This window comes from Pseudomonas xanthosomatis (genome assembly GCF_019139835.1).
Taxonomy (GTDB): Bacteria; Pseudomonadota; Gammaproteobacteria; order Pseudomonadales; family Pseudomonadaceae; genus Aquipseudomonas; species Aquipseudomonas fakonensis.
This window is the reverse complement of sequence record NZ_CP077075.1, coordinates 1,391,347-1,403,653: the sequence shown is the minus strand read 5'-3', so window position 1 is coordinate 1,403,653 and position 12,307 is coordinate 1,391,347. Positions and strand designations below refer to the sequence as shown.

General features: G+C 64.4%; 11 protein-coding genes and 1 pseudogene. 10 read left to right on the top strand and 2 right to left on the bottom strand.

Annotated features, from left to right (window positions below; genetic code table 11):
* From eutC to KSS93_RS06175, 10 genes are all read left to right on the top strand, one after another.
* Window positions 1–819: an ethanolamine ammonia-lyase subunit EutC gene (gene eutC / locus KSS93_RS06220; RefSeq protein WP_217887561.1), complete on the top strand. Its 819-nt coding sequence runs from the start codon at window positions 1–3 to the stop codon at window positions 817–819.
* Between the two features lie 110 nt (window positions 820–929).
* Window positions 930–1,388 carry a GNAT family N-acetyltransferase gene (locus tag KSS93_RS06215; protein WP_217887560.1) on the top strand — a complete coding sequence of 153 codons (459 nt, stop codon included), beginning with the start codon at window positions 930–932 and terminating at the stop codon, window positions 1,386–1,388.
* A gap of 379 nt (window positions 1,389–1,767) precedes the next feature.
* Entirely contained in the window at window positions 1,768–2,415 is a 648-nt protein-coding gene (locus KSS93_RS06210; protein ID WP_217841597.1) for a DedA family protein, read from the top strand.
* Window positions 2,416–2,422: 7 nt separating this feature from the next.
* On the top strand, window positions 2,423–3,238 hold the full coding sequence (locus tag KSS93_RS06205; protein WP_217887559.1) for a M90 family metallopeptidase: 816 nt from the start codon (window positions 2,423–2,425) through the stop codon (window positions 3,236–3,238).
* 93 nt (window positions 3,239–3,331) lie between these two features.
* Window positions 3,332–3,859, top strand: coding sequence for an inorganic diphosphatase (ppa, locus tag KSS93_RS06200; RefSeq protein ID WP_003255365.1), 528 nt, complete (start codon window positions 3,332–3,334; stop codon window positions 3,857–3,859).
* A 161-nt stretch (window positions 3,860–4,020) separates the two neighbouring features.
* Window positions 4,021–4,722, top strand: coding sequence for a LexA family transcriptional regulator (locus KSS93_RS06195; RefSeq protein ID WP_217887558.1), 702 nt, complete (start codon window positions 4,021–4,023; stop codon window positions 4,720–4,722).
* 430 nt (window positions 4,723–5,152) lie between these two features.
* Window positions 5,153–5,845 (top strand): response regulator transcription factor, encoded by a 693-nt coding sequence (locus tag KSS93_RS06190; RefSeq protein ID WP_217887557.1) that lies wholly within the window; start codon window positions 5,153–5,155, stop codon window positions 5,843–5,845.
* Window positions 5,845–7,191 carry a HAMP domain-containing sensor histidine kinase gene (locus tag KSS93_RS06185; protein ID WP_217887556.1) on the top strand — a complete coding sequence of 449 codons (1,347 nt, stop codon included), beginning with the start codon at window positions 5,845–5,847 and terminating at the stop codon, window positions 7,189–7,191. The genes KSS93_RS06190 and KSS93_RS06185 overlap by 1 nt, the downstream gene beginning before the upstream one ends.
* Window positions 7,192–7,266: 75 nt before the next feature.
* Complete coding sequence (locus tag KSS93_RS06180) at window positions 7,267–9,495, top strand: TonB-dependent siderophore receptor (protein ID WP_217887555.1); 2,229 nt, start codon at window positions 7,267–7,269, stop codon at window positions 9,493–9,495.
* A gap of 66 nt (window positions 9,496–9,561) precedes the next feature.
* A complete protein-coding gene (locus KSS93_RS06175; protein ID WP_217887554.1) occupies window positions 9,562–10,449 on the top strand; it encodes an alpha/beta hydrolase in 888 nt (295 codons plus the stop codon).
* 392 nt (window positions 10,450–10,841) lie between these two features.
* On the opposite strand, the gene KSS93_RS06170 is transcribed toward KSS93_RS06175, so the two are convergent.
* Together KSS93_RS06170 and KSS93_RS26635 are read right to left on the bottom strand one after the other, a co-directional pair.
* The gene (locus KSS93_RS06170; RefSeq protein ID WP_263975038.1) at window positions 10,842–11,912 is read right to left on the bottom strand and encodes an IS3 family transposase; all 1,071 of its coding nucleotides are present in this window, start codon (window positions 11,910–11,912) and stop codon (window positions 10,842–10,844) included.
* Window positions 11,912–12,196, bottom strand: a pseudogene (locus KSS93_RS26635) (transposase); the annotation flags it as partial. The pseudogene KSS93_RS26635 and the gene KSS93_RS06170, both read right to left, overlap by 1 nt.
* Window positions 12,197–12,307: the final 111 nt, after the last annotated feature.

Below are 12,307 nucleotides of genomic sequence, written 5' to 3'. Positions count from 1 at the left end.
ATGGACCGACACACACCGAGCACCGACAACCCCTGGCTGGCCCTGCGCAACCTCACACCGGCACGCATCGCCCTGGGCCGCACCGGCATCAGCCTGCCCACCGGCGCGCAACTGGACTTCCAGTACGCCCATGCCCAGGCCCGCGATGCCGTGCACCTGCCGTTCGATCACCAAGGCTTGCGCCAGCAACTGCAAGAGCGTGGCCGCGACAGCCTGCTGCTGCACAGCGCCGCCAGCGACCGCCACCAGTACCTGCAACGCCCCGACTTGGGCCGGCGCCTGCATGACGATTCGGCGCAGCAACTGCGCGAGCATGTGCAGGCCAACCCCGGAGGCGTCGATTTGGCCATCGTCGTCGCCGACGGCCTGTCGGCGCTGGCCGTGCACCGCCACACCTTGCCGTTTCTGGCGCGTTTCGAGGAACAGGCCGCCGCCGACGGCTGGACCAGCGCCCCGGTGGTGCTGGTGGAACAAGGCCGGGTGGCGGTGGCCGACGAGGTGGGCGAGTTGCTGGGCGCGCGCATGACCGTGATGCTGATCGGCGAACGCCCCGGGCTCAGCTCGCCCGACAGCCTGGGGCTGTACTTCACCTATGCGCCCAAGGTCGGCCTGACCGACGCCTACCGCAACTGCATCTCCAACGTGCGCCTGGAGGGCCTGAGCTACGGCATGGCCGCCCATCGCCTGCTGTACCTGATGCGCGAGGCCTGCAGGCGCCAGCTGTCGGGGGTGAATCTGAAGGACGAGGCCGAGGTCCATAGCCTTGAAAACGACGGATCTGTCAGCAAGAACGGCAACTTCCTGCTCGGCGAAGGGTAAGAAAGCTGTAACCGAGGGTGGATTGCGCTTGTAGCCCGCTTTAGGCAGCATGCGGATTGAACGCTGCTGGCAATCCGCCGTATCCCCTCAATGGACTCAGAGGCCCGCCCATGCGCATCATCAAGGCAACCCTGGAATACCTCGACCTGCTCACTCCGCTGTTCGTGAAGTACCGCGAGTTCTACGGCGAACTGCCTTACCCGGACACCTCGCGCACCTTTCTGGAAAAGCGCCTCAAGCGCGGCGAGTCGGTGATCTACCTGGCCATGCCAGAGGACGACGACAGCAAGCTGCTGGGCTTTTGCCAGCTGTACCCGAGCTTTTCGTCGCTGTCGCTCAAGCGCGTGTGGATTCTCAACGACATCTACGTGGCCGAAGATTCGCGGCGCATGCTGGTGGCCGACCACCTGATGCGCGAGGCCAAGAAGATGGCCCGCGAAACCAACGCCGTGCGCATGCGCGTGTCCACCAGCAGCGGCAACGAGGTGGCGCGCAAGACCTACGAGTCGATCGGTTTTCGCAAGGACACCGAGTTCGAGAACTACGTGTTGCCGATCAGCCTGGAATAGCGGACGCATCGACCCTGTGGGAGCGGGCTTGCCCGCGAACACCGGCGAAGCCGGTGCCAGACACCGCGTCGCCTGCTTCGCGGTGGTTCGGCACCCCGACAAGCCCGCTCCCACAGGGGCCGCGGCGGGCTCGTGCCCAGTTCTCTGCGCGACAGCGCAGCCCTAGAGGGCTGTGTGGTCTCCTACAGAGGCGCTTTCGACCGAAGCCGCCTGGTAACCCCCCGCTACAAACTCCCCGGGCACTTTCCCCGCTTCGCCGTATAATCCCCCTCCTGTCATGTGTGAAAAGTTACCTCTCTGCAGGTGAATCTGCCCACGCCAAAGACGCCGTCCGTCATCGCGCGCCCGTAGAAGCGGGTCAAGAACACAGGTGCTGTACATGGATTTCAACCCGCTGGACCTCATCCTGCATCTCGATGCCTACCTCGATCTGCTGGTCACCAACTACGGCCCCTGGATCTACGCCATCCTGTTCACCGTGATCTTCTGCGAAACCGGCCTGGTGGTGATGCCGTTCCTGCCTGGCGACTCGCTGCTGTTCATTGCCGGCGCCGTGGCTGCAGGCGGCGGCATGGACCCGGTACTGCTGGCCGGCCTGCTGATGGCCGCGGCCATTCTGGGCGACAGCACCAACTACGTGATCGGGCGTACCGCCGGCGAGCGGCTGTTCAGCAACCCCAAATCGAAGATCTTCCGCCAGGACTACCTGCAGCGCACCCACGAGTTCTATGCCCGCCATGGCGGCAAAACCGTCACCCTGGCGCGCTTCCTGCCGATTTTGCGCACCTTCGCACCGTTCGTCGCCGGCATTGCCCACATGCACTACCCGCGCTTTCTCACCTTCAGCGTGGTCGGCTCGCTGCTGTGGGTCGGCGGCCTGGTAACCCTCGGCTACTTCTTCGGCAACGTGCCGTTCATCAAGCAGCACCTGTCGCTGATGGTGGTGGCCATCATCGTGCTGTCGCTGGTGCCGATGATCCTCGGCCTGCTGCGGGGCCGCCTGGGCCGCGCAGCCAAGGCCCACTAAGCCGACCATGTGGTCGTTCAGCGCCTGGCGGCGCCGGCGCACCCTGGCCCGCTACCCGGTTGACGAGCCGCTATGGCAGGCCGTGCGCCAGCAGCTGCCGCTGCTTGACGGCATCAGTGACGACGAAGACCGCTGGCTGCGCGAAGCCTGCGTGCTGTTCTTGCACGACAAGCACCTGACCACCCTGCCCGGAGTCACCCTGGACGACGGCCAGCGCCTGCTGCTGGCGGCCCAGGCGCAACTACCGCTGCTTCACCTGGGCGAGCTGAACTGGTACCAGGGCTTCCACGAGATCATCCTTTACCCCGACGACTTCAAGAGCCCGCAGCGCCACCGCGACGCCAGCGGCGTGGAGCACGTGTGGGATGCCGAACACAGCGGCGAGGCCTGGCAACAGGGCCCGGTGATCATGGCCTGGGACGGGGTGCTGGCCGGCGGCGGCTGGGAGGCCTACAACCTGGTGATCCACGAACTGGCGCACAAGCTCGACATGCTCAACGGCGACGCCAATGGCCTGCCGCCGCTGCACGCCGGCATGCGCACGCAGGACTGGGCCGAGGCCATGCAACAGGCCTATGACGACCTGAACCGCCAGCTCGACGCCGACCCCGACCTAGAAACCGCCATCGACCCTTACGCTGCGGAAAACCCGGCGGAGTTCTTCGCCGTTACCAGCGAGTACTTCTTCAGCGCCCCTGACCTTTTGCACGAGGCTTATCCAAAGGTCTACCAGCAACTGGCGCTGTTCTACCGCCAGGACCCGCTGACCCGTCTGGCACGCCTGCAACGCGAGCACCCCGACTATCGCCAGCAGCCCGCCTGAGCGCCCCGCACATCAGGCCGGGCGTGGCATGCACAGGTGGAATGTGCCTATAATCGCCGCCACTTTTTTGATCAAACACGGGGGCACTGCCCAATGAGCTACAGCAAGATCCCGGCTGGCAAAGACCTGCCGAACGACATCTACGTCGCTATCGAGATCCCGGCCAACCACGCGCCGATCAAGTACGAGATCGACAAGGACAGCGACACCCTGTTCGTCGACCGCTTCATGGCCACCCCGATGTTCTACCCGGCCAACTACGGCTTCATCCCCAACACCCTGGCCGACGACGGTGACCCGCTGGACGTGCTGGTAGTGACCCCGTACCCGGTAGCCCCAGGCTCGGTGATCCGCGCCCGCCCGGTCGGCGTGCTGAACATGACCGACGACGGCGGCGGCGACGCCAAGGTCATCGCCGTACCGCACGACAAGCTGAGCCAGCTGTACGTTGACGTGAAGGAATACACCGACCTGCCAGCGCTGCTGATCCAGCAGATCGAGCACTTCTTCGCCAACTACAAGGATCTGGAGAAGGGCAAGTGGGTCAAGATCGAAGGCTGGGAAGGCGCCGACGCCGCCCGCGCCGCGATCACCAAGTCGGTTGCTGCCTACAAGGGCTGAGCCTGACCACGAAAAGCCCTGCTTCGGCGGGGCTTTTTTCTGCCCGAAAGAAAGCTCCTACAGCCCCTTAAGAAACAGCCTACAAATAGCGACTTTTCCCACAGTTCGCCTCTACATCAGGTTCATTTCCCTACAGAATGCGGGGCGATAGACTCACCGGCATGAATACATCCGGTGACCGCTTCAAAGCGCTCCTGCAGGAGTGCAACCTGACCCCTTCCGATTTTGCCGCCCAACGCAAGATCACGCCCCAGCACGTCAACAACTGGTTCAAACGTGGCGTGCCCCAGGCCCGGCTCGACGAATTCGCCGACCTGTTCTGCGTGCACCGCCGCTGGCTGCGTACCGGCGAAGGCCCCAAGCACCCCGACCCGCTGATTCCGGCACGCCCCCCGGCCCCCCGCCAGCTACCGCCGCCCGCGCCCCTGCTCGACCTGGCGCCGGCCGGGGTACCCATTGCGCTGCACCAGGTCAGCCAGGGCAAGCTTGTGCCGGTTCCCGGCCTCTACCAGGCGATACCTGCGCAGGCACTGGACAGCCTCGGCGTGGCCGCCGGGCGCTGTATCTGCATCGGCATGCCGGCCGACAACATGGCGCCGCTGCTGCCCCAGGGCACGCTGCTGGCCATCGACCGCAACTTCACCCAGGTGATCAAGGGCGAGTATTACGCCCTGCTGCACAACGGTCGTCTGCGGGTGCACCAGCTCAGCCACGGCCACAACGGCACCCTGTGCCTGCACAGCCACGACCGCCTCAACTACCCGATGGAGCGCTACACCGCCCAGCGCCGCAAGGCGCAGCGGCTGGAAATTGTCGGCTGGGTGTTCTGGTGGTCGTGTCTGCGACCCGTGCGCCCGGCCTGAAACACCTGGCACCAATTTTTGCTGGGCATCCCCGGCAAGCCCTAGTATGCTACGCCGCACATCACGCCCCCTGATGGTGCAAGCCGCATTCCAGAGGGCCTGGCGACGCCTCACACAGCCGTCCGCCATCTTTTTCAGGCCATGTTGCCAACCGTTTAAGGCGATTGCGGCTTATCAAAAATGAGCCAAGATCGTCCCCGAAAGCCGGCCACAAGCCGGCTTTTTAATGCCTGTTGTTTGCCTTTAGCGGTTGCTTGGCGCCTGTTATTGCGAAGGATCGCGTGATGGCGGACAGGTGTTCGCCGTGACGCAAGCTACTTCAAAGCACTATCCCCCGCGACGAAATGCCAGCCCTTGGCCATTGCCCCCCACCGCCCTCAAGTGGGATTATTCGCATTTGCAATGCATTCCCATTCAAGGCTTCCTCTCCGTGCCCTTCAAGCTCCTCCTCGCCGAAGACGACCCCAGCCTGCGCCAAGACCTCTTGCAGCACTTCCAGCGCCGCGGTTTCAGCGTGCAGGCCTGCGAGAACGGCACCCAGGCCCTGGCCGCCCTGCCCCAGGGCCAATTCGACCTGATCCTGCTGGACATCATGCTGCCGGGCATCGACGGCCTGACCCTGCTCGACGAGCTGCGCCGCCACCAGGCGGTGCCGGTGATGCTGATGTCGGCCCTGGGCGCCGAACAGGACCGCATCAGCGGCTTCACCCGTGGCGCCGACGACTACCTGCCCAAGCCGTTCAGCCTGGCCGAACTGGATGCCCGGGTCGACGCGCTGCTGCGCCGGGTAGCGCTGGACCGGCGCCCCAACCCGCCACAGGCCAGCGGCACACTGAACTTCGATGAGGCCAACCAGGACGTCGCCCACCAGGGCCGTAGCGCCGGGCTGACCGGCTCGGAGTACCGCCTGCTGGCCACCCTGCAGGCGCACCCGGGCGAGGCGCTGAGCAAGCCGTTTCTCTACCAGAGCGTGTTGCACCGGGCCTATACCCGCCTGGACCGCGGCCTGGACGTGCATGTGTGCAACCTGCGCCGCAAGCTCGCCGCCATCGGCGCCGGGCACCTGCAAATCCAGGCGGTGCGCGGCCAGGGCTACATCCTGGTCGACAGCGGTAACGCCTGATGCGCCGCCACCCATTGCTGTGGAAACTGGCCCTGCTGCAGGTGTGCTTCTGCCTGCTGCTGACCTGGATCATCTGGACCTGGGGCCTGTCGGTAGAGCGCAGCACGTACTTTCTTGCCCCCGCCGAACGGCTCTACCTGGCACGCTTCGCCGGCCAGGCCGAACAGGCCTGGCGCAGCGGTGGCGCCACTGCTGTGGAAAACTTCCGCCACCAGTTGCAACGTGAAGAAGACACCTGGGTGGCCGTGGTCGGCCCACGCCTGGAAAGCCTCGGCACCACCCCCTTGAGCGCCGACGAAGCCGGCCGCCTGACCTTCATGCGCAAGCTCGACTGGCCGATGAGCCGGCGCCTGCAGGACGAGCTGCCATACGTCAGCATCGCGTTCCCCGAGCGCCCGCAAGACGGCCGCCTGGTGATCCAGTTGCCCGAACACCTGCTGCCCACCGGCCTCACGCCCTGGACCCACGTGGTCACCCACGGCGTGGCGCCAGCGCTGCTGGCGCTGCTGCTGGGCCTGGCGCTGTACCGCCACCTGGTCGCCCCGCTCAACCGCCTGCGCGACCGCGCCGATGCCTTGCGCGCCGACGACCTCGACAGCCCCGGCCTGGCCCTGCAAACCCGCCACGACGAGCTGGGCGAGCTGGCCCAGGCCTTCGAGCACATGGCCGTGCGCCTGCGCCGCAGCCTCGAGCAGCAGCGCCTGCTGCTGCGCACCCTGTCCCACGAACTGCGCACGCCACTGGCACGCCTGCGCATCGCCCACGACAGCCAGTTGCCGCCAGAGCAACTGCGCCAGCGCCTGGAGCGCGAGGTGGACGACATGCAAAAGCTGCTGGAGGACACCCTGGACCTTGCCTGGATGGACACCGAGCGCCCGCACCTGCCCACAGAACCTGTGCAGGTGCTGTCGGTGTGGGAGGCGCTGGTGCAGGACTGCAGCTTCGAAAGCGGCTGGGACGCCGAGCGCCTGCCCTGCACCCTGAGCATCGACTGCGTGGTGCAGGCGCACCTGGACAGCCTGGCCCAAGCCCTGGAGAACCTGCTGCGCAACGCCATCCGCCATTCGCCGCCCGCAGGCCAAGTGGTGCTGGGCGGCTGGCGCGAAGGCGAACACTGGCACCTGTGCCTGCGCGACCAGGGGCCCGGTGTGCCGGAAGATGAACTGGAGCAGATCTTCCAGCCCTACCGGCGCCTGCCGAACAGCGGCGCGGGTTTTGGCCTGGGCCTGGCCATCGCCCGGCGCGCCGTCGAGCTGCAAGGCGGCAGGCTGTGGGCGAGCAACGCCAACCCCGGGCTGGTGCAGCACCTGCTGCTGCCGACAGGCGAGAAGTGTTTAGAAAGTTAATGAGCTTTACTCTCAAATAAGAGTAATTACCATCTGTGATCTCTTGAATTCAGCCCGCCATGCCGGAGATCCCACATGTCGCCCCGCCCGCTCCCCTTCGCCCCCTTCCTGCTGCTTTCCAGCTGCTTGCTGGCCAGTGCCGTGCAGGCCGCCAACCAGCCCGAACCTATCGAACTGGAAAGCCAGAACGTGGTGGCCACCGCACTGGAAGAGACCAAGCAGGCGCCGGGCGTGTCGGTGATCACCGCCGAAGACATCAAGAAGCGCCCCCCGGCCAACGACCTGTCGCAGATCATCCGCACCATGCCGGGGGTCAACCTCACCGGCAACTCCACCAGCGGCCAGCGTGGCAACAACCGGCAGATTGACATCCGTGGCATGGGCCCGGAAAACACCCTGATCCTGGTCGACGGCAAACCGGTGGCCAGCCGCAACGCCGTGCGCTACGGCTGGCGCGGCGAGCGCGACAGCCGTGGCGACACCAACTGGGTGCCGGCCGACCAGGTCGAGCGCATCGAGGTGATCCGCGGCCCGGCCGCCGCGCGCTATGGCTCGGGGGCCATGGGCGGGGTGATCAACATCATCACCAAGCAGGCCGGCAGCCAGACCCACGGCAACATGACGGTGTACCAGAACTTCCCGCAGCACGGCGACGAGGGCGCCACCAAGCGCGTGAGCTTCGGCCTCAACGGCCCGCTCACCGACAGCCTCAGCTACCGGGTGTACGGCAACGTCGCCAAGACCGATTCGGACGATGCCGACATCAACCAGGGCCATGAATCGGCGCGTACCGGCAACCAGGTCGGCACCCTGCCGGCCGGCCGCGAGGGCGTGCGCAACAAGGACGTCAACGGCCTGCTCAGCTGGCACCTGACCCCGCAACAGACCCTGGACGTCGAGGCCGGCTTCAGCCGCCAGGGCAACATCTACAGCGGCGATACGCAAAACACCAACTCCAACAGCACCGTGAAGAACATGCTGGGCCGCGAAACCAACATCATGTACCGCGAGAACTACGCCATCACCCACCGTGGCGACTGGGACTTCGGCAGCTCGATGGCCTACCTGCAATACGCCAAGACCCGCAACAGCCGCATCAACGAGGGCCTGGCCGGCGGCACCGAGGGCATTTTCAGCAACAGCGACTTCTACACCTCGACCCTGCGCGACCTCACCGCCCACGGCGAGCTCAACCTGCCGCTGCACGCCTGGCGCGACCAGACCCTGACCCTGGGCAGCGAATGGAGCCAGCAGAAACTCGACGACCCCAGCGCCAACACCCAGACCACCAGCGAGGGCGGCAGCGTTGCCGGCCTGACCAGCACTAACCGCAGCACCACCTCCCAGGCGCAGATCTTCTCGCTGTTCGCCGAGGACAACATCGAGCTGCTGCCCGGCACCATGCTCACCCCGGCGCTGCGCTTCGACCACCACAGCATCGTCGGCGACAACTGGAGCCCGTCGCTCAACCTGTCCCACGCGCTGACCGACAGCCTCACCCTCAAGGCCGGCATCGCCCGGGCCTACAAGGCGCCGAACCTGTACCAGCTGAACCCCGACTACCTGCTCTACAGCCGCGGCCAGGGCTGCTATGGGCAGAGCACCAGCTGCTACCTGCAAGGCAACGAAAACCTCAAGGCCGAGACCAGCGTCAACAAGGAACTGGGCATCGAATTCCAGCGTGACGGCTGGGTGGCCGGGCTTACGTACTTCCGTAACGACTACAAGAACAAGATCGACTCGGGCCTCAGCAAAATCGGCAACGCCACCGGCGGTACCGGCAGCTACGCCAACGCTGCGATCTACCAGTGGGAGAACATCCCCAAGGCGCTGGTCGAGGGCCTGGAGGGCACCCTGACCATCCCGCTGAACGAGCAACTGAAGTGGAGCAACAACCTCACCTACATGCTGCAGTCGAAAAACAAGGAGACCGGCGACACCCTGTCGGTGACCCCGGCCTACACCCTCAATTCGATGCTCGATTGGCAAGCCACCGATGACCTGTCGCTGCAACTGAGCGTGGCCTGGTACGGCAAGCAAAAGCCGAAAAAGTACGACTACCACGGCGACCGCGTGACCGGCTCGGCTAACGACCAACTGGCGCCCTACGCGCTGGTCGGTGCCAGCGGCACCTATGCGATCAGCAAGAACCTGAGCGTCACCGCCGGGGTCGACAACCTGTTCGACAAACGCCTGTACCGCGCCGGCAACGCCCAGGGCGTGAACAACATCGCTGGCGCCGGCGCGGCCACCTACAACGAACCGGGCCGCACCCTCTACACCAGCCTCACCGCCTCGTTCTGAGGCCCCCCGCCGCGCCGCGAACCACGGCGCGGCGGTGTTGTAACGCACGACACGACGAGAACCCTGATGAACAAGATCGCCCTCGGCCTGGCCTTGGCGCTGGCGTTGGCCGCCAGCGCCCATGCCCAGCCGCAGCCTGAACAGCAGATGGACACAACGCTGCTGCAACGCCAGGATTTGCCCTACCACTTCAGCCACATCGACCTGGACTCGGCCGATGGCCAGCGCCGTTACCGTCTGTGGGTCGGCAAACCCGAGCGCCCGGCGCCAGCCACTGGCTACCCGGTGCTGTGGATGCTCGACGGCAACGCCGCCATCGGCGCCTTGCAGGCCCAACAATTGCGCCAGCTTGCCGCCGGCCAGGCACCACTGCTGGTAGCCATCGGTTACCAGAGCGAACAGCGTATCGAACGCGGCGCCCGCACCTTGGACTACACCCCGTCAGTGCCCGGCCTTGCCGAACAACGCGACCCGCTGACCGGCCAACCGAGTGGTGGTGTGGATGCCTTCCTTGACCTGCTGCAACAGCGCATGCGCCCGCTGGTGGCTGGCGTCGCACCACTGGACCCGCAACGCCAGACCCTGTGGGGGCACTCCTACGGTGGCCTGGCGGTGCTGCACACCCTGCTCACCCGCCCGGGCATGTTCAGCGACTATGCAGCGGCCAGCCCGTCGTTGTGGTGGCATGACGGCGCCATCGACCGCGATCTGCCCGGCTTGGCCCAGCGGCTCGGTGACAGCCGCCCGCACCTGCTGTTGATGCGTGGTGATGACGAACCGTCCAACCCACGCGGCGCCCCCGGCCCGGACAGCGGCAAGCCGATGCGCGAGCTGGTTGCCAAGCTGGCCAAGGTCGACGGCCTGCAGGTGCGCTACCAGCATTTTGCCGGGCTGGGCCACGGCCCGATGTTGCCGGCCTCACTGGCGCATGTGCTCGACACCCTGTCGCAGTAGTCGCATAGGGAATACAGCGTGGGAACATCTGTCTTGTGCTGCCTGTTCCGGCCTCATCGCCGGCAAGCCGGCTCTCATAGAACTGCACATAACTCATTGGTTTAGCAGGGACCTGCGGGAGCGGGCTTGTCGGGGTGCCGAACCACCGCGAAGCAGGCGACACAGTGTGTGGCACCGGCTACGCCGGTGTTCGCGGGCAAGCCCGCTCCCACAGGGGCCGCGGCGGGTTCGTGCCCAGTTCTCTGCGCGACCGCGCAGCCCCGAGGGCTGGGTGATCTCCTACAGGTACGGCACTGGTCTGAGGCTCATGCAATCCCTGTGGGAGCAACTGTCTTGCTCAATTTCTAAAAGCTGGCGCGATCCCTGGACTGCCCCCCAAAAGTTGGACAGTTTTAAGCTGCCGCCTGGGTCCTGTAATCGACAGGGCTCAGGCCATTAAGCCGTAGCTTGATGCGGTCATGGTTGTAGTAGTGAATGTACTCATCCAAGCCCGCTTTCAATTCATCAATACTCTCGAAACGCTTGAGGTAGAAAAACTCTGACTTGAGCGTGCCGAAGAAGCTTTCCATAGCTGCATTGTCCAGGCAATTGCCTTTGCGAGACATGCTCTGTTTCACGCCGCGACTGCGGAGCGTGTGGCGATACTGAGCCTGCTGGTACTGCCACCCCTGGTCGGTGTGGAGCACTAGCCTGGGCTTCTCTCCCAAGGTCTTGAGCGCCTTGTCGAGCATGTTTCCAACCAGGCTGTACTGAGGGCGAGTAGCCGTCTCGTAGGCGATGATTTCCCCGTTGTACAAATCCATCACTGGCGAAAGGTAGAGCTTCTGTTGAGCCACCTTGAACTCGGTTACGTCACTCACCCATTTCTGGTTAGGACGCTGGGCGACGAAATTTCGCTCCAGCAGATTCGTCGCTATCTTGCCAACAGTACCTCGGTACGACTTATATTTTTTGGGCCGCACCAGTGATTTCAGACCCAGGGTAACCATCAGCTTCTCGATGACCTTCTTGTTGACCAGCACCCCACCTTTCCTGATCACGAGTGCAACGCGTCGATAGCCGTAGCGCCCTTTCTCTTTGTGATAGACCTGCTGAATCTTCTCTTTTAGCTCGGCATGCTTGTCCGGCTTCTGCTGGCTCTGCACCTGATAGTAAAAGGTGCTGCGAGCCAGCCCGATCAGCCGCAGCAGATCAGGCAAAGGGAACCTAGGCTTGAGCTTGGAAGCGATCAGGACTTTTTGCCTGGTATTCGTTCCTTTTCCTCCCGCAAAGCCTTGAGCTCCTTTAAGACAGCATTCTCCATCCGCAGGTATTCGAGCTCCGCCAACAGCTGGTCTCGGGGCTTTTGCGAGTCGTCGGTATCTGTGGGTTTTGCTGGTTTGATCTTCTTCGGCACTTTGATCGGCTTTTTCTGGCGGTCCACAGGAGCTACAACGCCACCACTGTAGTACTGCCGCTGCCAATTGCCTATCTGCGACGATTGGCCGAGGCCAAAATGCGCTGCGGTTTGACGCATGGAAAGACGATGCTCGTGCATAAAGCTCAGCACCTGCCGCTTGAAGTCGTCGTCATAGCGCTGCCCGTTAGAGCGCGGAGAAAGGCTGAACTTGCTCTGATGGCTTGAAACCCACCGGCGTAGCAAGCTGTAGTCGACACCGAAAAGCTGGGCCACCTTGCGGAAGCCATTATTGCCATCCAGGTACGCTGAGATGGCTGTGAGCTTGAACTGCTCTGTGTATTTGCTCATAGGTCCCCCAAGGGTTGGATTTTTTGTCCAACTTCTTGGGGGCAGTCCACCCTGTGGGAGCGGGCTTGCCCGCGAACACGGGCGAAGCCCGTGCCAAGCCCTGCGGTTGCT

Bases quoted from the DNA above. Each gene is read 5' to 3' on its own strand.
- ppa (WP_003255365.1), top strand. From the start codon at position 3,332: ATGAGCTACAGCAAGATCCCGGCTGGCAAAGACCTGCCGAACGACATC.
- KSS93_RS06210 (WP_217841597.1), top strand. From the start codon at position 1,768: ATGGATTTCAACCCGCTGGACCTCATCCTGCATCTCGATGCCTACCTC.
- eutC (WP_217887561.1), top strand. From the start codon at position 1: ATGGACCGACACACACCGAGCACCGACAACCCCTGGCTGGCCCTGCGC.
- KSS93_RS06195 (WP_217887558.1), top strand. From the start codon at position 4,021: ATGAATACATCCGGTGACCGCTTCAAAGCGCTCCTGCAGGAGTGCAAC.
- KSS93_RS06205 (WP_217887559.1), top strand. From the start codon at position 2,423: ATGTGGTCGTTCAGCGCCTGGCGGCGCCGGCGCACCCTGGCCCGCTAC.
- KSS93_RS06180 (WP_217887555.1), top strand. From the start codon at position 7,267: ATGTCGCCCCGCCCGCTCCCCTTCGCCCCCTTCCTGCTGCTTTCCAGC.
- KSS93_RS06215 (WP_217887560.1), top strand. From the start codon at position 930: ATGCGCATCATCAAGGCAACCCTGGAATACCTCGACCTGCTCACTCCG.
- KSS93_RS06175 (WP_217887554.1), top strand. From the start codon at position 9,562: ATGAACAAGATCGCCCTCGGCCTGGCCTTGGCGCTGGCGTTGGCCGCC.
- KSS93_RS06185 (WP_217887556.1), top strand. From the start codon at position 5,845: ATGCGCCGCCACCCATTGCTGTGGAAACTGGCCCTGCTGCAGGTGTGC.